At 63.9% G+C, this 23,671-nt stretch carries 5 protein-coding genes; all 5 read right to left on the bottom strand.

Annotated elements, in window-relative coordinates:
• Positions 1 to 13 precede the first annotated feature (13 nt).
• Genes QR290_RS13055 through QR290_RS13035 form a run of 5 tightly spaced genes read right to left on the bottom strand, consistent with a single transcriptional unit; the run spans position 14 to position 23,096 of the window.
• A complete protein-coding gene (locus tag QR290_RS13055; RefSeq protein WP_011333696.1) occupies positions 14 to 220 on the bottom strand; it encodes an MbtH family protein in 207 nt (68 codons plus the stop codon).
• The gene (locus QR290_RS13050; RefSeq protein ID WP_289205116.1) at positions 213 to 902 is read right to left on the bottom strand and encodes a hypothetical protein; all 690 of its coding nucleotides are present in this window, start codon (positions 900 to 902) and stop codon (positions 213 to 215) included. The genes QR290_RS13055 and QR290_RS13050 overlap by 8 nt, the downstream gene beginning before the upstream one ends.
• Positions 899 to 9,994 (bottom strand): amino acid adenylation domain-containing protein, encoded by a 9,096-nt coding sequence (locus tag QR290_RS13045; protein ID WP_435875089.1) that lies wholly within the window; start codon positions 9,992 to 9,994, stop codon positions 899 to 901. The genes QR290_RS13050 and QR290_RS13045 overlap by 4 nt, the downstream gene beginning before the upstream one ends.
• The gene (locus QR290_RS13040; RefSeq protein ID WP_289205114.1) at positions 9,994 to 14,091 is read right to left on the bottom strand and encodes an amino acid adenylation domain-containing protein; all 4,098 of its coding nucleotides are present in this window, start codon (positions 14,089 to 14,091) and stop codon (positions 9,994 to 9,996) included. Before QR290_RS13040 ends, QR290_RS13045 begins: the two co-directional genes overlap by 1 nt.
• Positions 14,088 to 23,096, bottom strand: a complete 9,009-nt coding sequence (locus QR290_RS13035; protein WP_289205113.1) for a non-ribosomal peptide synthetase — start codon at positions 23,094 to 23,096, stop codon at positions 14,088 to 14,090. Before QR290_RS13035 ends, QR290_RS13040 begins: the two co-directional genes overlap by 4 nt.
• Positions 23,097 to 23,671: the final 575 nt, after the last annotated feature.

Below are 23,671 nucleotides of genomic sequence, written 5' to 3'. Positions count from 1 at the left end.
TTCCCTCACCTTTTTATTGGAACGACACCGATGACTGCTCGCGCAGCGAACGCGGGCGCATGTCGATCCAGTGTTCGTTGATGTAATCCAGACAGACCTGGCGCTCACCGCGCATCCCCGCCTCGCTCCAACCGCTGGCCATCGGCTTGCCCGCCGGCCACAGGGAATACTGACCCTGGGCGTTGATCACCACATCGAATTGCAGTTGTGCGTCATTCATGTCGTTCTCCTGTTGAACGGGATTGCAGCGAAGCCAGACTTCGCTCAAGCCCGGCGGTGAGTTGGTTGAATACGGCATTTCGTTGTTCGTCGGCCTGCGCGCAAGCCCCGACGTAAACCCGCACGGATGCCGCGCAAATCTGCGCGCAGGTGTCTGCGTCGTCGTCCGCGAAGGCCCGGGCCGACACCTCGGCGTTGGCGCTGGCATGAGCCTGGGCAAACGCGGTGGCAGCGGCCTCGGTATTCAGTTGCGCGTAGTACTCGGCGAACGCCTCGGCATCGCCGAAGTGCTCGGCGATCATGGCGGTGTTGGCCGGTGCGAGGCCGTAAGTCAGCGCACTGGCGTGGGCCTTGGCGTACGCCGCGTCATAGGCGTACGCCTTGCGATACAGCGCCAGCAACACCGGTTTGAGCGCTGCCCGCCATTCGCCCTGACGCCCGATCACGCCGAGCGCCGCCCGCAGATGCAGGCTTTGCAAAGCGCGCAGCGCCTGCTGATGCTCCGGCAACGCGTCGCCGAGCATGGGCATGACCACGTCCGCCTGCCAGAGATGAAACAACTGAAACGGCACCTGCCCGTGGAATCGGCTCAAGCGCAGTCGCAAGTCCTCGTCCGGTTCGGCTTCGCACAACACCTTGGTCAAGGCCAGCCACCATGGCGGCATCGAGATCGCCTCATTCATGGCGCAGGCTCGTCCGTACCAATGACTTCCGCCAGCAACCGCGCCCAGCGGCCCACCACGATGCCGTAGTGATCGGTGTCCAGGGTTTGCCAGCTGCGCAACTGCGGCAGCAAGGCCTGCCAGTTGCGTTGCAGGTCATCCGGGTTCCAGGCATTGCCCAGCCCGTAAGGATTGGCGTGCCCGGCGCTGAACAGCCGCACCGCTGTGGTCGCCAGCGCCGGCGGCTGGAAGTCGATCATGCTGGTCATGTTGTTGCGGCAGCACACCGTCAACCGTTGCAAATAAGCCTGGCGTTCCTCGGCCATGCCCTGCCCTTCGACCGCCGGCCAGCGCTGGGCAAACTCGCGCTGGAACACCTGCTCGATGGTCTGTTCGTCGATCCCGGCCAGTTCGCTTCCGGCATCCGGCGCGGGCGGGTCGATCAGGTACAACAACGGCTGCCTGAACCCGTCAGCCTGGGCCTGATGACACAGCGCCTGCGCCACCCATGCGCCAAACGACCAACCGGCCAGACGCCAAGTGCAGTCGTGCGGAAGATGGGCCTTGATCGCCTCCAGATACCAACGTGCACGTTCGCCCACACTGATGTTCGGCAACTGCGGCAGACGCAACGCCGGGTCGGCGATCACGCACACCCCCAGTTCCGCCGGCAGCGCCGAGACCAGTTCCCGATAGGCCTGAACATCGCCACCCACCGGGTGAATCAGGTACAGCCAATCGCGGCCGTCACCGACATGCCATTGATCGATCCGCACCGCGTCGTGCCAGCCCTGCTGTGTTACGACGGCCGCCTCTGCAACCTTGGCGGTCGAGACCAGCCCCAGCACCTCGCTCAGGCTGACCTTGTGGCTGAACTGCGACAGCTGGAACACTTCGCCGGTGGCCGCTTGCAGTTCGTCGATCAGGTCGAGCAACGTCAGCGAATCCGCGCCCAGGTCGTACAGCGAATCGTCATCTTCCAGCTCGGCCACACCGAGCCACTTGCACAGGCACTCACGCAAGCGCACCGACAGATCCACGCCCTTCGGCGCCTCGACCGGCGCGGCCACGGCACCATGGCGAACCGGATAAAACCGTCGCGCCGTGTCGATGCCGGTGGTGGAGATCAGCAGCTGCGGCAACTGCGTCGCCATCGCCAGATCGAACACTCGGCAGCCTTCTTCCGCCGAGAGGCCGACCGTCAGATGCTCCAGATGTGCGGCATCTCCTCCGTTACTGGTGGTGGCCATGCCGATATCGCGCCAGATGTCCCAGTTGATCCCCAAACGCAGGCACGTGTCGGCCGGGTTCGGACGATAGTGGGTGAAGCCGTCGAGCACCCCGCTGGCCGCCGCGTAATCCAGATGCCCCGCGCCGCCGAACAGTGCCGACATCGATGAGCAATAGAGGACAAAACCCGGCGTCAGGTGTTCGATCAAAGCCTCGACCGCCAGCATGCCGCGAGTCTTGGCGGCCATGGCATCGGCCATTTGCCGGGCATCGCGGTGGCGAATCAGACTGCCCGCACCGACGCCCGCCGCGTGAATCACCCCGCTCAGGCGACCGTAACGAACGGCCAGTTGATCGAGGATCTGCGGCCAGCGTGGCAGGTCGGCAATGTCTGCTTTGATGCAGTCGATCCGCGACGCGCACGCCGCCAATGACTCAGGCAATTGCCCTTGGCGCGAGATCAGCACCACACGGCGCGCGGGGGCCTGTAGCAGGTGTTCGCACAAGGTCCGGCCGATGCCGCCGCTGCCGCCCAGCACCAGAAACGTACCGTCTTCCGGCAGAAGTCCGGATGTGGTTGTTGGGCCGGTCAATGGCTGAGGCAGCAAGCGTGGCTGCCACAGGTAACCGTCGCGCACCGCCATTCGCCGAGGCAATGAAACCGGATCGGCAAGCAACGCTGCCAACTCGCCGGTGTGCGTTTCGAAACGCGACGACGGCCAGTCCAGCCAGTGGCAACGCACCGGGTATTCCTGCGGCACCACTTCGGTGATGCCGGCCAGCGCTGCCAGCTCGGGCCGCTGTACCTCGCCGTCCACCGGGCACGCCTGCCATGACATCAACCAGAGCCGCAGCCGTGTCGTGCGCGCGGTTTGCCCCCAGGCCTGCATCAGCGCGCTGACCGTGTCCAGACAGGCCCACTGCGCCAGATCCAGCGATTGCTCGTTGACCGCGCCCGACACCGCCAGCGGCAAGGCATGCAGCCAGTCGAGTTCGCCGAGTTCAGGTTCTTCAACCTCGGCGAGCAATCGGTTCAGGGCTTCGGTGTCCAGCGGATCAAGCTCGAAACGGTCCGCGCTCAAGCGTTTGAAGCCGTTGCCGGTGCGCACTTGAATCACGCGTCGGTACACGGTGTTCAGGCTCGCCAGCAAGGTCGATTCCGGTGCCTCATGGCTGCACAGGATCAGCACCTCACGGGATCCAGCCGTCGCTGTCACGCTCAAGCGCCGGGTGCGTACCCACTGTCGTTGATGGAACCAGTCCGCCAGCGGTTGTCGCTCAAGGGCTAGCGCCTCAGGTTGAACAGTTTCAGCCGTCTGGAAACGATACGTCTGAAGATCAAACGAGGACGGCGGCAAATCCCAGGGCGGTGGTGCCGAGCGTTGCGGCCACTGGATATTCGCGCCTTCGTACCAGGCGTCCAGCAGCTCCTGCGGCGATTGATCAACGACTTTAAGTTGCGCGCCCGAAGCGGTGATTTCCTTGATCGAGGTCGGCTGCAACGGAATGTCGTCACCCGGCCGGCAGACCATCCCGAAGCGCCAGCGCAGTTGCCGACGACCCGACTGCAAGTGCCGCAGCAACGCGGTGTGCTGCTCAGGATTCGTTTGCCGATATTCGCGAATCACCGCGATATCGCGCAGCAACTCCGCTCGGTTATGCGCCGAAATCATCAGCAGCGGCGACGTTTCCTCGCCCACTTCCTGCGCCGTGGGCGCAGCACCAACGATGACATGCGCATTGGTCCCGCCGATTCCGAAACTGCTGACACCCGCCAGTCGCCGCCGCCCCTCCGGCCATGGCCGGGACGTGGTCGGCACATAGAACGGCGAATGCTCCAGATCGATCTGCGGGTTGATCCGGCCAAAACCGAGGTTCGGTGGCAGCACGCCATGGAACACCGCGAGACTGGCGCGAATCAGTCCGACCACCCCAGCCGCCGCGCCCAGATGACCGATCTGGCTCTTCACCGAGGCCAGCGCGCAATGGCCGGCCGGTGCGTCGCCGAAAGCCTTGGTCAGCGCCGCGACTTCGATCGGATCGCCCAACAAAGTGCCGGTGCCGTGGGCTTCGATATAACCGATGTCGGCACCGGTCAATCCGGCGCGGTTCAAGGCATCGCGGATGACTGCGCTCTGCCCGGCCACCGATGGCGCGGTGTAGCTCATCTTGGCTCGGCCATCGTTGTTCAGTGCAGAGCTTTCGAGCAACGCATAAATCCGGTCACCATCGGCCCGCGCCTTGGCCAGCGGTTTGAGCACCACCACTCCATAACCGCTGGCGCCAAGGGTACCGCTGGCGTCGTCGCTGAACGGACGGCACAGACCATCGGCAGAGAAGATGTGCTGTGAGCGATGCCGATAGCCCTCGGTCAGGGTCGGATCGATCAGCACCCCGGCCGCGAGCATCACGTCACTGTCGCCCTGACGCAGCATCGAACTGGCCAGGTGCACGGCGATCAGCGAACTGCCGCATGCAGCCTGCACGCTCAGGGCCGGGCCGTTGAGGTCCAGGTGATAGGCGGCCTTGGTCGCCAGAAAATCCTTGTCGTGATGCAGCGCCAGCTGGAAACCGTCCGGCAGATCGTCTTCGGCGGTTTCGCGCAGCATCTGCTGGAAGTAGGTGGTTTCGCCGCAACTGGCGATCAGGCCGATGCGCGGGCCATCGGCCGACGGAACGATGGCCGCGTGTTGCAGGGCCTGCACACACGCCATCAGCAGATGCCGCTGTTGCGGGTCCATCAGGCGCGCTTCCTGGCGGCTGATGCCAAAGTACTCGGGATCGAAATCGAGCATGCCCGCCAGTTGGCTGCGGGCGCCGACCAGGCCTTCGTCAGCGGCAAAGTGCTCGATGCCCAGCGCATTGCCTTGCACCATCGCCCAGAACTCGGACAGGTTCTGCGCCCCGGCCACATTGACCGACATGCCTATGATCGCCATCGGCTGATGACCTGCATCGGTTTGCCTTACGCGCTCCGCCGCTGCCGAGGGAGCGGTCGACAGATGCGCCGCCAGACGCCGTACCGTGACGTGCTCGAACAGATCGGCCATCGTCACCTTGTGCGGCAGCTCTGCGGCGTAACGGCCATGCAAACGCATCAGACCGAGACTGGTGGCGCCGGCCTCGAAGAAGGTCTGCTCCGGCTCGATGTCACGGCCGATCACGGCCTGGAACAACTCGCTCAACTGCCGTTCCAGCGCACTCAATTGAACAACCGCTTGTGGCGTGCTGCGCCGCTCCAACGCCTCGCCCAGATTCGCCAAGGCCTTGCGGTCGATCTTGCCGCTGGGGGTGCGTGGCCAGCGGTCGATCCGTCGGTATTCATCGATGCGCACATGGGCCGGCAGCAGTCGCGCAACCTGACGATCCAATTGTTGCGAGGTCGCAGGTTGGCCATCGAGCTGCAGCCAGGCGATCAACCGTGGTGGATCAGCCTGAACCGCGACCACCGCGTTGACCACTTCCGGCACTTGCATCAGCGCCGCCTCGATCTGCCCCAGTTCCAGACGATGGCCGCTGAGCTTGATCTGCTGATCGTCACGTCCGAGGTAATGCAGACAACCCTGAGGATCGGCCCACGCCAGATCGCCGGTGCGGTAGTACAGACAGCCGTCTGCCAGCTCGACAAACCGCGCAGCATTCAGTGCAGGATCAGCCAGATAGCAGCGGGCAACCATCGGCCCGGCCACCAGCAGATAGCCGCGACTGCCGATTGGCACCGGGCGATCGTGCTCATCCACCAGCAGCAACCGCGCATTGCCGACGGCATGGCCGATCGGCGCTCGCAACGGCCAGTCCCGCGCCACGGGCGGCAGGCGCAAGGCGCTGACCACGTGGGTTTCGGTCGGACCGTAGTGGTTGAACAACGAGGCGTGCGGCATGCCGCCGAACCAGTTGCGCAGCGCGTCGGTGCAGAGCAGTTGTTCGCCGGCGGTGATCACTTCACGCAACGCCGACGGGTAAATGTCCCGGGCCACGGCGGTTTGCGCCAGATGCTGCAAGGCCACGTACGGCAGGAACAGGCGCTCGATCCGCGCCTCGACCATGTAATCCAGCAACGCCTCGGCGTCCTGACGCCAGCGCGGCGTGATCAGGTGATAACAACCGCCGCCGCACAGGGTGCTGAAGATCTCCTGGAACGACACATCGAACGACAACATCGAGAACTGCAGGGTCATTGCTTTCGCCGGCAACTGCCCTTCGGTGCGCTGCCATTGCAGCAGGTTGCACAAGGTTCGCTCGGACACTTGCACACCTTTCGGTGTGCCGGTCGATCCGGAAGTGAACAGCGTGTACAACGGCCGTTCGCCAGCGTGGCGCGGACGCTCAAACGCTTTGGCATTGGCGTGCAGATCGACCCGATGCGTGGCGAATCGTCCGACGTTCAGGTCGTCGAGTACGGCCGCCGTTGTGTCGCTGAACAGCACACAATGCGGTTGCGCCTGTTCCAGCACCTGACGCTGGATCGCCACCGGATAAGCAGGATCCAGCGGCACGGCGGACAGGTTGAGTTTGGCCAGCGCCAGCAAGGCGACGATGTGCTCCACCGAGGCATCGAGGAACAGCACGACGTGCAGCGGCGCGTTCCCGGCCGGCAAGGGATGGCGCCCGATCAGGTTTGCCGCCAGAGCATCGGCCAGGGTATTCAGCTCGCCATAGGTAAAACGGTGCTGCCCCTGAACCAGCGCAATCGCCTCCGGCGTGCAATGCACTTGATGCTCGAATCCGTCCGCCAGTGTGTTGAACGGCAGCGTAATCTCCGGACCTTCGCTGGCCGGTGGCAAACCAAGTCGATACGGACCGAGCAAATCATCGAGCCTGGCCGCAGGGGTTTCCAGCAACAAATCCAGCCCTCGGCGAAACAGCCCGCTCGCCGCCCGCATCTGTTCGGCATCGAAATAGCTGCACTGATATTCCCACCAGCACTCCAGCTGCGAACCGCTGCCCACCATCAACAACGTCAGCGGGCACTTGGCGTGCAACTGCTCGGTGAATTCCAGCGTGGCGCGCAGGCTGGAATCGGTCAGCGCCGCGTAATCGGTGTTTTCCAGCACGAACATGAAATCGAACAGCAACGGGTTCGACGACAGCCGCAGGTCTTCCACCAGATCCGCCAGCGCCACGTCCTGCAACGCCAGCACTTCGCGCACGGTGGCGGTCTGTTTGCGCAGCTGCTCGCCCAGCGTGGATGCGTGTTCGACGGCAGTGGGAATCAGCACGGTGTTGGCAAACATGCCGACGGTGTCTTCGAACTCCGCCAATGGCCGGTTGGACACCGGGCTGGCGATCCGTGGCCGCTCGCAGCCGGTCAGGGCGTACAGGCTCCAGGCGAAGACACTGAACAGCACTTCGAAACGGGTCAGACGCTGTTGTGTGCAGAACCGTTCGAGGGCAGCGCTGCGCAAAGTGCCCAAGGGTTCCCGGTGCAACCGGGCGTCCGGGCTGATTTCGCGCGTCGGCATCAATGCAGGCGACGGTTCTTCCTGACGGCGATGCAACTCGGCGAGTGCCCGGCGCTGGTCGCGATAATGCGGATCGACGCTCCACTGGCGCTGCCACTGGCCAAACTCCAGCGCCGTCAAACGGGCTACCGGTTGGGGGCTATCGTGGCCTTGCAGGACATCGGCGTAGAGCTGCGCCAGGTCGTCGAACAGCACGTTCACCGACCAGCCATCGACGATGATGTGATGCAGGTTCAGCAACAGGCGGCAGCTGCCATCAGCGAACGGCAACAACCAGGCCTGAAACAGGTTCGGGGTGGTCAGGTCGAATGGCGCGGTGAACACCAGCTCGGCGAAGGCCTGCCAGTTGTCCTCGGTGAAATGCCCGACCGCGAAGGTGCGACAGGCTGGCCCCTGCTCGGCAATCACCTGATCCAGTCCATCGGCACCGGGCGCAAAAGCCGTGCGCAGTCCCGGATGACGCTGCACCAGTCGCCCCAAAGCCTCAGTCAGTGCCGCGACTTCGACGCCCGCCGCCAGATGCAGAATCAGCGGCACGCTGTAGGCGGTCGAGGTCGGCGAACGTTGTTGCAACAGCCACAGGCGGCGCTGTTCAGCGGTGGCCGGCAGGCGTTTTGCGCTACTGGTCGGAGGCGCAGGTGGGTAGATCGAATCGCAGTTCGTTTCACCGGTCAGTTGTTCGGCCAATGAAGAGAAAGGCTTGTTGAGCAACGTGTCGATGGCGATCTCGCGCTGCCAGCGAACACGGATCGCCGAACGCAGGCGCATGGCCTTGAGCGAATCGCCGCCGCTGCCCAGCCAGTCATCCTGCGCGCTCAGAGCTGGTTGGCCGAGCAGCGAGCGGGCTTCTTTCAGCAGCCAGTTCAAGGCAGGCGAAACAGCGCCATCGTCAACGGCATCCATCACTGGATGCCACGGCTTCAGCCCCTGCGCCAGCAACCCGTCGCGGTCGATCTTGCCATTGGCCGTCAGCGGCAGGCGCTCCAGCAGGAATAGCTGATGCGGCCGCATATACGGCGCCAGTTGCGCCCGCAGATGGTTTTCGAAGACGTGATAATCCAGATCCCCGCGAGGCACGATAAACGCCAGCAGCTGATGATCTTCAGCCGCCTGACGCCGGGTGCAGACGTACACCTGCGCCACGCCCGGATACTCCAGCATCCGTTGCTCCACCTCCCCCGGCTCGATCCGGAAGCCGCGTATCTTCACCTGCCGATCAACCCGCCCCAGGTACTCGATCAAGCCTTCGGCATTACGCCGAACCAGATCACCGGTGCGGTAATGCACCTGCGCACCACCGTCGAGGTCGGGTAAACGAACGAACTGGCGGGCGGTTTCTTCGGGCCGGTTGCGATAGCCACGGGCGACACCGCTGCCACTCAAATACAGCTCGCCGACCTCGCCCGCCGGCACCGGCCGTTGCTGCTCATCCAGCACCGACACACCAGTGTCCGGCAACGGTCGGCCAATGGGCGCCGAGTCACCGGCAAAGTCACGGCTGATCGGCCAGCACAGGGCAAACGTGGTGCACTCGGTGGGGCCATAGACGTTATAAATCCGGCAGCGGCTCTCAGGATTGGCCCGATACCATCCGCGCACGGCGGCAGCGCTGATCTGCTCACCGCCGATCAGCACCTGACGCACGCTGGAAAAGCACGACGGCCACTCGGCAATCAAGGTATTGAACAGCGACACCGTCATGAACAGGTTGTCGACCTGCGTCCGCTCCAGCACTTTGGCCAGTCGACGTGCATCGAGCACGTCCTCGTCGGCGATCATCACGCAGCAACCGCCATTGAGCAGCGGCGCCCACAGTTCGAAACTGCACGCATCGAACGCCGGGTTGGACAGGCAGGCAAACCGGTCCGCCGGGCGAATCTCGATATAGCCATCGGTTTGAGCCAGACGCAGCAAGCCGCGCTCGCCAACCTCGACCGCTTTAGGCGTGCCGGTGGTGCCCGAGGTGTAGAACAGGAACATCACCTCGGCGAAGTCTTCGGCCAGCGCTTGCGGCGGAGCGTCAGGTTGATCGAGCAACGCCTCGACACTGGTTTGCCACAAAGAAGGCGACCACAGCGGTTCTTCATCCAGGGTAATCAGGCCGACACACGCCGCATCCGTCAGCATCAACTCCCGGCGTTTGCGCGGGCTGGCCCGATCCAGCGGGACCACCACCGCGCCGACCTTCAACGCGCCGAGAATCGCCGCCAACCATTGCCAACAACGCGGCATGCACAACGCCAGCGACTGGCCGGGTTCGACACCACGCGCCAGCAATCCTCGGGCGATACGTTCGCTGGCGCTGGCAAGTTCGGCGTAAGTCAGCGTGAGCGACTGATCGATCACCGCCGGGGCTTGCGGATTGCGCTGCACTTGCTCGGCAAAACGCGTGAGCAACGGCATGTCTTTGGACGCACTCATCATTTCGCCTCCTGCGCGTCGAAGCGTTGCAGCTCCTGACGGATGATTTGCGAGACCCGATGGATTTCCGCGCTTTCGAGCATGTCCCAGTGCCCGCCGCTGACCAGTTTCGCCAGATAACCGTGGCCCGCGCGGCGACGCCAGAATCCGCGCAGTTCATGCAACTGATGGCGGCTGAAATCTTCCCGGGCCTGGATCAGCACCACGCGACGGGCGCGCGGCGCGCACTCATAGGCGGCCATGGCCAACCGGTTATGGTTGTAGATGTTGAAGTAGCGTTCGACCTGGGCGTCTTCGATGCCTGGGTACATGCCGTTGAAGCGCACCAGTTTGTCGCGGAACTCGGCCATGTCCACGGTACCGATCTGCTCGCGGAATCCCGGGTCGTCGCTGCCTTGGGTGTCGAGCAGCACCACCGTCACCTGCCGATACCCCGCCGCCGTCAACCGCCGCGCCATTTCATAGGCCACCAGACCACCGAACGACAGCCCGGTAAGAATCAGCGGTTGCTGCGTCAGCGGCTCGATCTGGCGCAAATAAGCCTCGGCCATCGCTTCGACCGTCGGTTCGGTGCTTTCCCCCGGATTCAGCCCCGGCGATTGCACCCCGTACACGCCGGTTTCATCCGGCAGCACCTTGGCCAGCGACAGGTAACAGAACGCCGTGCCGCCCGCCGGGTGAATGCACACCACGTTGTGCTGGCCGCTGCCGCGACGGAATTCGATCAGGTTGCTCTGGGCCAGCGCCGGATTGGCCCCGACCCGCAGCCAGCCGCCCAGCGCCTCGATGGTCGGGTAGCTGAGCACCACGCGCACCGGCACTTCGACTGCAAACTGCTGGCTGATTTCATGGGCCATTTTGATCGCAGCAATCGAGGTGCCGCCGACATTGAAGAAGTTGTCGCGAATGCCGATCTGCGGCGCGAGCAACAGGCTTTTCCAGATCTGGTACAGCGCCAACTCGATGTGGTCGCGCGGGCTGCTCAGGTTGACCTGACGGTTGACCATTTCTTCGTCCGCCAACGCTTCCAGCGCCGCACGGTCGACCTTGCCATTGGCGGTCAGCGGCAATGCGTCGAGCCACAGATAGCTGCCGGGGATCACCGCTCTGGGCAGGGTTGTCGCCAGATGGGCGTGCACCGCTGCTTCGTCCACGGGCTCTGCCACCACGCAACAAGCTACCAGCCGCTGATCCTGCGCTGCTTCGCCGACCATCAGCACCACGGCGCTGCGGATACCGGGAAACGCTTCGAGCCGGGCTTCGATCTCGCCCAGCTCCAGGCGCACGCCGCGCAACTTGACCTGAAAATCGTTGCGCCCGAGAAATTCCAGCTGACCGTCCGGGCGGTAGCGCGCCAGATCGCCGCTGCGGTAGAGCCGATCACCTGCCACAAACGGATTGTCGATAAAGCGTTCGGCACTCAGCTGCTCCAGCCCCAGATAACCCCGGGCCACGCCCACGCCGCCGATGTGCAGATGCCCGGTCACGCCCACCGGTACCGGCTGGTCGCGATCATCGAGCACGTAAAAACGGTTGTTGGAAATCGGCCGACCGATCGGCAGTTGCCGGGCCGGCACCTCGGTGCCGGGCTCCAGGGTCCAGATGCTGTTGATCACCGTGGTTTCGGTCGGGCCGTAGACGTTGTGCAGCCGCGCATGGGGCAGACGCTCCTGAAAACGCCGCGCCAGCGCTGGCGGCAGTTCACCGCCGCCGCTGAACACATCGGTCAGCGACGTACACTGGCTGACCTCGTCGACTTCCAGAAACAGCTGCAACATCGCCGGCACGAACACCAGCGCCGTGACCTGCTGCTCGCGCACTTCGCGCGCCAGATACGCCGGTTCGTAATGCCCGCCGGGCCGCGCAATCACCAGCCTTCCGCCGGTTGCCAGCGGCCAGAAGGTCTCCCACGCCGAGGCATCGAAACCGAACGGAATCTTGTGCAGCATCGCCCCCGCTTCGCCGCAGACCTGCAAACACCACAGCAGCAGATTGCTCAAGCCACGGTGGGCGACCATCGCGCCCTTGGGCAAACCGGTGGTGCCGGAGGTGTAGATCACGTAGGCGAGATGGTCAGGGGTGACGCCGACATTGCGTGGGTCGAGATTGTCCGCCGGCAACGACGCCCAACTCGCGGCATCTTGTTCGAGGTCGAGTATTGGTGCTTCCCGGTTCGAGCCTTGCACGGCCTGACGCAAGATTCCGTGTGCCGAACCGAGGGTCAGCAGCACCGCCGGCGTGCTGTCGCCGAGCATATGACTCAGGCGTCCCAGCGGATAATCCGGATCCAGCGGCACGTAGGCGCCGCCGGCCTTGAGCACCGCCAGCAGCGCCACCGGCAACTCCAGCGAACGCTCTATGCACACTGCCACGCGCACGTCCGGGCCGACGCCCAACGTGCGCAAATGTCGCGCCAGTCGGTTGGCCCGGGCATTGAGTTCGGCGTAGCTCAGGGATTCGCCTTCGAACACCACTGCGCAGGCCTGAGGGTTGCTCCCAGCCTGCGCCTCGACCAGTTGATGCACGCAGGGCGCCGCTTGCGTCAGTGGTGCGGTGCGGTTGAAGTCGACCAGCACCTGCTGACGCTCAGCCTCGTTCATCAACGGAAAGGCATTGATCGGTTGCTTGGCGTCGGCGGCGATCTGTTCGAGCAGATGTCGGTAGTGCCCGCTCAGGCGTTCGATGGTCGCGACGTCGTAAAGGTCGGTGTTGTATTCCACCAACAGGTCCAGCCGCCCTTCCCGCTCGACCCATTCGAATGCCAGATCGAACTTGGCTGTAGCACTGCTGGTGCCGTACGGCGCCAGTTCCAGGCCCGGCATCTGCACTGTGTTGCCCGGCGTGTTCTGCAACACCAGCATCACCTGGAACAACGGCGAATGACCGGAATCGCGCTGCGGATTGACGGCTTCGACCACGCGGTCGAACGGCACGTCCTGATGGGCGTGGACGTCGAGCATCTGCCCCCGCACTTCGCGCAACAGTTCGGCGAAGGTCTGCTGCGGATTCAGGCGCTGACGCAGCACCAGCGTGTTGACGAAGTGACCGATCAGCGGCTCGACTTCCGGCCGATTACGGTTGGCGAACGGTGTGCCGACGCACAGATCCTGCTGACCGCTGTGGCGCCACAGCAAGACCGCCAAAGCGCCCAACAGCACGTTGAACAGCGTGCCCTGGGTCTGCCGGGCCAGCGCCGTGAGTTCACGCAAGATGCCGCCATCGACGGAGGAACTGAACGTGGCGCCGACATAACGCTGCACCAACGGTCGCGGCCGGTCGGCGGGCAGGGTCGACAACAGCGGCGCGTCGTCCAGGGTGCGCCGCCAGTAATCGAGCTGAGCATCCAGCACCGCACCGCCGACGCGCTGTTGCTGCCAGCAGGCGTAGTCGGCGTATTGCACCGGCAACGGCGCAAGAGACGGGGTTTCACCGTACAGCATGGCGACTTCATGCAGGATCACGCCCATCGACCAACCGTCGGCGATGATGTGATGCACGCTGTACAGCCACAGATGTTCGTCGTCGGCCACACGCAGCAACGACGCCCGGAGCAACGGCCCGGTGGCCAGATCGAAAGGCGCCCGGGCATCCTGTTCGACGGCGAATCGCACTTGCTGCTCGCGCTCGTCGTCAGGCAACTGGCGCAGATCCGTCACCGACAACGACAGCGGCATCGACGGGTGCACCACCTGACGCGGTTCACCGCCGACCTTGCAAAACGTCGTGCGCAGGACTTCGTGGCGGGCAACCAGTTGGTTCAGCGCCCGCTCCAGTTGAGCGACGTCCAGTCGTCCCTTGAGCGTCACCGCCGTGGGCACGTTGTAGAACGGGTTGCCGGGCTCCAGTTGATCGAGAAACCACAGTTGCCGTTGCGAGAACGACAACGGCCAGGACGCGTGCTCGCCGGCACGGCGGGGAATCACCGCGTCATTGTGCCCGCCGAGCAAGGCAATCAGTTCCTGCTTATGAAGCTTGAGCGCCTGGGTCAGTTCTTCGGTGAGAAACCCGCGCGGCGCCTTGCAGCGCAGCCTGTCACCGTCCACTTCGAGCACCACGCCATGGCGAGCGAACAACGCCAGCAATTGATCGGCATTCATACTTCGAACTCCTCCATGTCTTCGTCGTCCAGGCTGGCGGTCACCGGCTCGATGGCAAACGCCTCGACCGGCGCGCGGTGTTGTTCATCGGCCGTGCGCAGCCCGCCGATCATCGAGTAGATCAATTCATGACTTGGCCCGAGGTCGAACAGCGCCGTCAGTTGCTGCTCCTCGACCGAGCCGATGCCGCACAGACCCAGGCCATGCTCGACGGCGGTCATGCTCAGCAACTGGGCCATGGCCCCGCTTTCGATGTGGCAGAAATCGCGGCTGCGTTCGCCATACAACGGACGGATCGCGGCCATGTCGGCGATGAAGAACAGCGAGAACGCGGCGTTCTCGTAAACCGGGCGATTGACGAAATAGTCGTAGGTGTCCGGGTCGAGCAATCCGCTCTGGAGCGCCAGCAAACGATGCTGGCGGGGATCGTAGTAATACGCGCCACCGGGCACGCCGAGCACGCGATCCGCTTTGACGTAGAGGTACGCCTGAATCGGGTACAACCCGCCCGCCGACGGGAACTGGTATTTCACCTCGCCGTCGAGTTGCCCCTGGGCCAGCGCCGCCAGTACATGGGCGAAGGCCTGGGTGGCGATCGGTTGCAGATCGTATTGACGCACCGAGCGGTAATCGCTCAAACGCCGGGCGAAAGCCGGGTCTTGCGGCAGATCCAGCGCCACTGCCGGCAAAGTTTCAGCAAAGTGGCGGCGCCCGCGCTGTTCAGCCTTGAACTGCGCCCGCTGCTGGGGATCTTCGATGATGTCCTGCACGGGCTCCGTGGTCTGCTGCACGTTGCCGAGCAGATCCTGACGCGCGCGGTTCTGGCGGTACATGCCAAGCAGGTGCAGCAACGTCGGCTGGGCCAGCAGTTGCGCCACGTGCGGGCGGAACTGCAAGGCGCCGGACAAGGCGTTGCTGATCCTGACGATATCGATCGAAGTCGCGCCAAGGTTCAGCAGGTTGGCATTCGCGGCGATGGATTCGCGCTTGAGCACGCCCTGCACGATCTCCACCAGCCGCTGCTCCTGCGGGCCCTCGACTTCCAGCGCCGGCCCCTGCTCCTCGATTTGCTCCGGTTCCGGCAGGCGTTTTTTGTCGACCTTGCCGTTGGACGACAACGGCCACACCTCGACGAAGGTGAACGACGCCGGAATCATATAGGCCGGCAGTTTGTCGCTCAGGTACGCGCTGAAATCACTGGCCTGCAGCGCCGGATCGGCCTTGAGCACGTAGCCCGCCAGACGCTTCTCGCCCAACGTGCTGCCAAGAATCCGCACCACCGCGCTCTGCACGCCGGGATGGCGATTGAGCGCGGCTTCGATCTCGCCCAGTTCGATGCGATAGCCCTGGACCTTGACCTGATTGTCTTCGCGACCGAGGAACTCGATGTTGCCGTCGGGGAGCAAACGGCCGAGGTCGCCGGTGCGATAGAGCCGTTCGCCGGTCAGTGGATGATCGAAGAAACTGCCGGCGCTGAGTTTTTCATCGCGCCAGTAACCTTTGGCCAGACCGATGCCGCCGATGTACAACTGCCCCGCGACCCAGGTCGGGCGCACTTGCAGCGCTTCATCCAGAACGTAGAAGCGCTGATGGTCGAGAGCCTTGCCGTAGGGAATGCTTCGCCAGGCTGGGTCGACGTGCGTCACCGGATAATAGATCGACCAGATCGACGCTTCGGTGGCGCCACCGAGGCTGATCAGTTGTAGCTTCGGCTGCAAGGCCCAGGCCCGCTCGGGCAGGGTCAGCGGAATCCAGTCGCCGGACAGCATCGCCACCCGCAGGCTGGCAGGCAATGCCCCGCCCTCGCCCTCCACGTACTCGACCAGCATGCCGAGCAGCGCCGGCACCGAGTTCCACAGGCTGACGTGATGACGTTCGATCAACGCCAGCCAGTGCGCCGGATCGAGAGTCAGTTGCGGATCGAGGATGACCACCGCCGCGCCCACCGCCAGGGTGCCGAAGAAGTCATAGACTGAAAGGTCGAAACTCAGCGACGAGATCGCCAACACCCGATCATTCGGCCCGACGGCAAAACGGCGGTTGATGTCGAGCAAGGTGTTGACCGCACCGCGATGGTCGATCACCACGCCTTTCGGCTGACCGGTGGAGCCTGAGGTGTAGATCACGTAAGCGAGGTCGCTTTCGTTTACCTGCACTGGTTGCAGTGGCAAGGCATCGTTTGAGACTGCACCGGTCACAGCAATGGGCGTGATCTGGGCCGGCCATTCGATTTTGTCGAGCAGCGTCGGTTGGGTCAGCGCGAGACTTGTCTCGGCACGCTCCAGAATATGCCGCAGCCGTTCCGCTGGCTGAGTCGGTTCGATCGGCAGGTAGGCGCCGCCGGCATACAGAATCGCCAGGGTCGCGACCACTTGCTCCCAACCGCGCTCCATCACCACCGCGACCAACCTGTTCGGCACCACGCCCTGCGCTTGCAGTCGGGCGCCGAGTTGCCGGGCTTCGTTGCGCAGTTGCATGTAGGTCAGCTGTCGCGCGCCGATCACCGCCAGTGCATCCGGTGTGGCGAGGGCCTGACGTTCGAACAGTTCGTGCATCAACGGCAGCGTTTGCTGATGGTCGACCGGTGCCGGCAACCGCGCCTGCGGCAGCAGTTGTGGCGTGTTCCCGCCCCAGGCTGCCGGCTCGCACAGGCTGTCGAGCAACGTGTTATAGGCGACAAACATCTGCTCGATCATGCCTTCCGGAAACAACTCGTCGATGCTGTCCCAGTTGAACAACAGGCGCCCTTCCAGCTCCAGCAACGTGTGGTCGAGCCACACTTGCGGGGTCTGGGTGATGCTGTGCATGTGTTTGGCATTCAACGCGTCGGCCAGATTGAATTCGGCTAGCTCCGGCGCTGCTTCCGACAACGTGCTGTTGAACACGATCGGCATCGCCGTCTGCTGCACGCCCCGGGCCTGGGACAATTCGCGCAGCACCCGCACGCCGCTGACCACCGAATGGTCGATGTCACGCCACAGTTGCGCCTGTACCGTGCGGGCCTTGTCGGTGAAGGTTTGTGTTCCGTCGATACCGACTTCCAGCAGCACCAGCGAGGTGAAGTCGCCGATGATTTCGTCGACATCGGTGTGCAGCGGCATGCGGTTGAACAGCGGCAGGCTCAGGGTGAAACGCGGCGTTCGGCTCCACAGCGCCAGCACTTCGCTGAACGCGGTCAGCAGCATCACCGACGGCGTCACCGCAAACTGTTTGGCCACGGTTTTGAGTTGCGCCCACTGCGCCGCCGACATGTCACGGTCGCGGCGGGTGAAGTGCGGGTTGGCGATGCTTTCGGGCTGGCGCACCAGCGGCAGGTCCGGTGCCGGGGCCAGAGTGGTCACCCGTTCACGCCAGTAGCCCAGCGCCTGCTCGTAACGGCGGCCGCTTCGCAGTTGCTGTTCGGCCAGCACGTAGTCGCGGAAAGTCAGGCCCGGTTCCGCCAGGTCCAGCGTCGGATCAACGTAGAAGGCCATGAGTTCGCGGGCGAGAATCTGCGTGCTCGCAGCGTCGACGATCAGCGCGTCGAGGCTGATGTGCAAATGGGTGATGCCGTCATCGAGCAGCGACAGGCTGAACTCGAACAGCGGCCAGCGACTGGCGTCCAGCACCTGATGGGACTGGCGTTCGCGGGTTGCTTCAAGGGTGCGTTGCGCCACTTCAGCGGGTAAACCGCGCAGGTCGCTGCGGGGCATGCGATAGGTCGGCACCTGCGCCAGCACTTGTTGCGTGCCGTCGCTGAGGAACACCACGCGCAGCATGTCGTGGCGCAGGATCATGCGATTCAGCGCCAGCTCGAAACGTTCGGCGTCGAATTCGGGAATACGCAGTTCTTCGTAACCGTGGGCACTGACGCCACCGAGGCTGACCGTGGCTTCGCGACCAAACCAGTAGGCCTGCTGGATATCGGTCAGGGGGAATGGCTGATGCCGATTGCCGCGATCCGGCTCGATCTGGATGAACGCCGGTTCAGCGCTCTGCTCTTCACGCGAAACCTGCGCCGCCAGATCCAGCAACGCCGGTGTCTGGAACAGGCTGCTCAGGGACAATTGCGCGCCCATCCGCTGGTTGATCGCGTAGATCATCCGCGTCGCCAGCAGCGAGTGGCCGCCGAGGTCGAAGAAGTTGTCGTGGATGCCGACCCGCTCGCACTTGAGCACTTCGGCCCAGATCTCGGCCATTTGCCGTTCAATGTCGTTGCGCGGCGCCTCGTAAGTCGCCCCGGCGCTGCGTTCCGGCGCCGGCAGCGCTTGTCGGTCGAGCTTGCCGTTGCGGGTCAGCGGCAATTGCGAGAGCCGCACCCAGGCACTCGGGATCATGTGCTCGGGCAACTGGCGTTGCAATTCGGCTCGCAGGAATTCACTGGTCGCAGTGCCGACCACGTAAGCCACAAGACGTTTGTCGCCAGCCACGTCCTCACGCAGCAACACGGCGGCTTCCTGCACACCTGGTTGTTGATGCAACAAGCTATCGATCTCGCCGAGTTCGATACGAAAGCCGCGCAGTTTCACCTGTTGGTCGATGCGTCCCAGGTATTGCACGTTGCCGTCGGACTGGAATTTCGCGAGGTCGCCGCTGCGGTACATCCGCGCGCCCGGTTCGGCACTGAACGGGTCCGGCAGGAAGCGTTCGGCGGTCAGGTCCGGGCGGTTCAGATAGCCACGAGCCAGGCAGGCGCCGGCGATGTACAACTCGCCCGCCACGCCGACCGGGACCGGATTCAGATGCTCGTCCAGCACGTACAGCCGCGCATTGGCGATGGGACGACCGATGGGCGGCGCGTCCGGCCAAAATTCGGCCTCGTTGCAGTCAAGGCTGAACTGGCTGACCACATGGGTTTCGGTCGGCCCGTATTGATTGTGCAGTTGCCCGCCACCGAGCCCACGGACGAAACCGCGCAGCTCGTCATTGATTTGCAGGGCTTCACCGGCGGTGATGATCTCGCAGCCGCCGGCCGGCATCGGTGCCTCGGCCTCGGTCAGACCGGCGAGTTGCTGCAACACGGCAAATGGCAGGAACGCCCGCTGCACGCCTTCGGCCACCAGGGTCGGGCGCAGCGCGGCGAGGTCCTTGCGGCTGTCTTCAGTCATCAGCAACAGGCTGCCGCCCTGGCACAGCGTGCTGCAGATTTCCTGGAACGAGACGTCGAAATTCAGCGAGGCGAATTGCAGCACGTGTTGCGGTGCAGTCGCTTGATCGAGCTGCCAGGCAATCAGGTTGTCCAGCGCACAACGGCTGTGAGCGACGCCTTTCGGGCGGCCGGTGGAGCCGGAGGTGTAGAGCACGTAGCCGAGGTTTTCCGGGCTCACATTGACGTGCGGATCATTCGTCGGGTGCTGCGCCCATTGCGATGCGTCGGTGTCCAGGCAGCAGATTTTCGCCTCGTTAGCCGGCAGCCCGGCCATCAGGCTCGATTGCGTCAGCAGCATGGTCGGCGCGGCATCACTGAACATGAACGCCAGACGTTCGCTAGGGTAAGCCGGGTCGAACGGCACGTACGCCGCGCCGGCCTTGAGGATCGCCAGCAGGCCGATGACCATTTGCGGCGAGCGCTCCAGGCACAAACCGACGCGATGTTCAGGGCCGACGCCTTGTTCGATCAGGTAATGCGCGAGGCGATTGGCCGCGCGATTCAGTTCGCCGTAACTCAGTTGTTCGCGGTCGGCGAGCAGCGCCACAGCATCGGGCGTTTGCCGGGCAAGGGTTTCAAAACGCGCCACGCAGCCGGGCATCGACGCGGTATCCCGTGCGGTGCGGTTCCAGTCATGAACGATCTGCTGGTGTTGCTCGGCGCTCAGCAGCTTGATCCTCGCCAGCGACTGCTGGCTGTCCTCGACCATCTGCGTCAGCACCCGGCGCAGGTACTCGCCGAACTGCTCGACGGTGCCACGCTCGAACAGGCCCGAGGCGTATTCCAGGCCACCGACGATCTGCCCGTCTCGCTCATGGAGCGCCAGTTGCAGATCGAACTTGGCCACATGATGGCTGCTCTCGACCGGCGTAACGTCGAGCCCGGTCAGCAGCAGATCGGAATCCTGATCCTGCTCCCAGGCAAACAGCACCTGGAACAGCGGACTGTGGGCCAGACTGCGCGGTGGATTGAGCAATTCCACCACTTGCTCGAAGGGCAAGTCCTGATGTTCCTGAGCGTCCAGCGCCACTCGCCGCGCCTGTTGCAGCCATTGCGCCACCGACGGCGTACCCGACTGAGTCATGCGCAGCGCGAGGGTGTTGACGAAGAAACCGATCAGCCCTTCCAGCTCCTGCTGCGGGCGGTTGGCCGATGGCACGCCGATCACCACATCGCTTTGCCCCGACAGGCGCGACAGCAGCAGCGAAAAACCGGCCAGCAGATTCATGAACAGCGTGGTGCCTTGCTGCATGCCCAAGGCTTTCAGGCGTGCGGTCAAAACTTCGTCGAAGACCAGCGGCACAAACCCGCCGAGGTAATCCTGCACGGGCGGGCGCTTGTGATCGGTCGGCAATTCCAGCAGCACCGGCGCGCCGGTCAGGGTTTCGCGCCAGTAACGGCTTTGCTGCTCCAGCACATCGCCGGACAGCCATTGCTGTTGCCACACCGCGTAATCCACGTACTGCACCGGCAAGGGCGGCAGCGGATCGTCGCGATCCAGCAACGCCGCTGCGTACAGCTGACCGAGCTCGCGGGTCAGCACGCCCATCGACCAGCCGTCAGAGATGATGTGGTGCTGGGTCAGCAGCAACACATGGTCATCCGCCGCCAATCGCAGCAGGCTGACCCGCATCAACGGGCCCCGGCTCAGGTCGAACGGTCGACCGCCCTCTTCGTCGATCAAGCGGGTCAGGCGTTCTTGCGCATCGTGGCCCTGCACGTCAGTCACCGTCAGCCGGATGCTGTGCGCTGGCGGCGAAACCAGTTGCCGCCCTTCCCCTTCAACGGCGATGAACGTGGTGCGCAGCCCAGCATGGCGCGCCACCAGTTGATTGAAGCTGCGTTCGAGTGCCGCCACGTCCAGCGAACCGCGCAAACGCAGGTTCAACGGCATGTGATACGCCGCGTTGCCACCCTCCATTTGTGCCAGAAACCACAGGCGCTGCTGGGCAGACGACAACGTTTGCGCGCCCACGCGTTCAAGGGTTGTGATGGCGGGACGAGCCGCAGCCTGATTGGCTTGCAGCCGTTCGGCGAACTGCGCCAGAACCGGCGCGGCAAACAGCGTCGAAGGCGCGACTTCCAGCCCCAGCGTGTGACGAACCTGCGCCAGCACGCGCATCACCAGCAGCGAGTGACCGCCGAGAGCGAAGAACTGATCCTGACGCCCGACTCGCTCGACGCCGAGCACGTCGGCCCAGATCGCGGCGATTGCGGTTTCCAGCGAGCCTTGGGGTGCCTGGTATTCCTGCTGATCAAATGCCTCGACATCCGGTGCCGGCAGACCGGGCCGATCGACCTTGCCGTTGGCGGTCAGCGGTAACGCGGCGAGCCGCACGTATGCGGTCGGAACCATGTAATCCGGCAGGCTGATGTGCAGCTGTTCACGCAGGGAACGCGGGCTCAGCGTTGTGTCCGGTTTTTCGCAGTAGTAGGCAACCAGACGAGGCTCACCGGGACTGTCCTGGCGCAGCAGCACCACGCTTTCCCGCACGCCCGGAATGTCCGCCAGGCGGGTTTCGATTTCCCCCAGTTCCAGACGCAGGCCACGCAACTTGGCCTGGGAATCGTTGCGGCCAAGGAATTCCAGTTGGCCGTCGGCCCGGTAACGCGCCAGGTCCCCGGTGCGGTAAAGGCGTTCGCCCGCCACGAACGGGCTGTCAATGAAACGCTCGGCGGTCAGTTGCGACAGGTTCAGATAACCGCGCGCCACGCCGACGCCACCGATGTACAACTCGCCCGCAACACCCTCGGCAACCGGTGCGCCGTCAACGTCGAGCAGGTAAATCCGGGTATTGGGCAGTGCCCGGCCTATGGGCAGCACCGCGTCAATCTGGCTGCTTTCGGTGAATTCAAAACAGGTGCTGTCGATGCTTGCTTCAGTCACGCCGTAAGCCTGGACAATCTGCACCTGTTCACCACAAAGCCTGCGTAATTGCCGTGCGCTGTGGGCAGTCCAGATGTCGGAGCCGCAGACCACGGTGCGCAGGAACGACAGATCGTGACCAGCCTCTTCGACCCACGCCAGCAGCGGATTGAGCAGCGCCGGCACAAAGTCGGCAAAGCCAATCTGCGCCTCGCGCATCAGGCGATACAGGGCCGGCGGGTCCATCAGGGTGTCCCGTGGACACAGCACCAGCGTGCCGCCAAAACCCAGCGCACGGATCAGGTCGGCGCTGAACACGTCGAAGGAAAAACCGGCCATCTGCAGGTGATTGACCGGCTCGCCCAATCCATAGAGCTGCGCCCAGTCGGCGCTCACGGCGACCAGTCCGCGATGCTCGACCATCACGCCTTTCGGGGTGCCGGTGGAGCCTGAGGTGTAGATCACGTAAGCCAGGTGTCGGGGTGTCAGGCCGATTGCGTGAGGGTCGAGGTTGTCTGCCGGGAGCGAAGTCCAATCACTGGCGTCGGCCAGATCCAATATCGCGGGTGCTGTCGCCGACTGTTCGAGCGCCGCCCGCAAAACATCACGCGCCTGGCCGTGAGTCAGCACCACCGGCGGTGCGCTGTCGGCCAGCATGTGCGCCAGCCGCGCCTGCGGATAGGCCGGGTCCAGCGGCACATAGGCGCCGCCGGCCTTGAGCACTGCGAGTACGCCGACCAGCATCTCCAGCGAACGCTCCAGACACAGTCCGACCCGCACGTCCGGCCCGACCCCGAGGTGGCGCAGGTGATGGGCCAGCCGGTTGGCGCGGATATTCAGTTCACGGTAACTGAGCGCCTCCTGCTGCCAGCGTACGGCGATGGCCTCGGGGTTGCGCAACACCTGCGCTTCAAACAGACCGTGCACGCACAGGTCTGCATCGAACGGTTTCAACGAGGAAAAGTCGGGCTGCGCGGGATTCGTCCCACGCAAGGAAGTGTTGTCGATCATCGGAGGCTACCGTCCATGACTACATTATTTTTGTGATCAGGCAGGGACAGCACGCGCCCTGCCAGTCAGGCCCCGGCATCAGGTGCCGGCACGGTCATTCGAATTCAGGAGGATGGCGCGGCGCGCGCGTGCAGACTCGCGTTGAACGCGGGCACACGCAGAAATCCGGGGGGAGACAGGCTGGAGAAGAACACCGCCGCGCGGTCGGCGCAGGCAGCGGGAAAGTGGGCTGAATCGTTGGCGACATCCGTCGCACCGTTCATTGCATCGTCGATTGCAAACCGCGTGACCAATTGAAACCTCGACTTCCATTTGAGGGTCAACGACGAGGAACAACCTGCGCGGGGATGACAGCGCCAGGGTGGTCCCGATCGGCTGCGACTGCCGGGTCTGTAGACGCACGGCAATCTTCTGGCGCCGGGTTTGTGACCCGAAGCGCCGGCGGATAATAACCACGTTTTTTGCTGGTGAGGCAAACAAAATGTAGGAATTCGATGAAATAAATATCAGCTGTTTCCTACGTCCTTGTGACGGTGGCAAAGAGACAGGAATGTCAAAAATGCTCGAACACTGCC

Source organism: Pseudomonas fluorescens, assembly GCF_030344995.1.
GTDB lineage: Bacteria > Pseudomonadota > Gammaproteobacteria > Pseudomonadales > Pseudomonadaceae > Aquipseudomonas > Aquipseudomonas fluorescens_BF.
Note: the sequence above shows the minus strand (reverse complement) of the source record. Positions and strands in the feature narration are given on the sequence as shown.

What these genes read in the sequence shown, in the direction of transcription:
- QR290_RS13045 (WP_435875089.1), bottom strand. Translation starts at nt 9,994, where the DNA reads ATGAGTGCGTCCAAAGACATGCCGTTGCTCACGCGTTTTGCCGAGCAA.
- QR290_RS13035 (WP_289205113.1), bottom strand. Translation starts at nt 23,096, where the DNA reads ATGATCGACAACACTTCCTTGCGTGGGACGAATCCCGCGCAGCCCGAC.
- QR290_RS13040 (WP_289205114.1), bottom strand. Translation starts at nt 14,091, where the DNA reads ATGAATGCCGATCAATTGCTGGCGTTGTTCGCTCGCCATGGCGTGGTG.
- QR290_RS13055 (WP_011333696.1), bottom strand. Translation starts at nt 220, where the DNA reads ATGAATGACGCACAACTGCAATTCGATGTGGTGATCAACGCCCAGGGT.
- QR290_RS13050 (WP_289205116.1), bottom strand. Translation starts at nt 902, where the DNA reads ATGAATGAGGCGATCTCGATGCCGCCATGGTGGCTGGCCTTGACCAAG.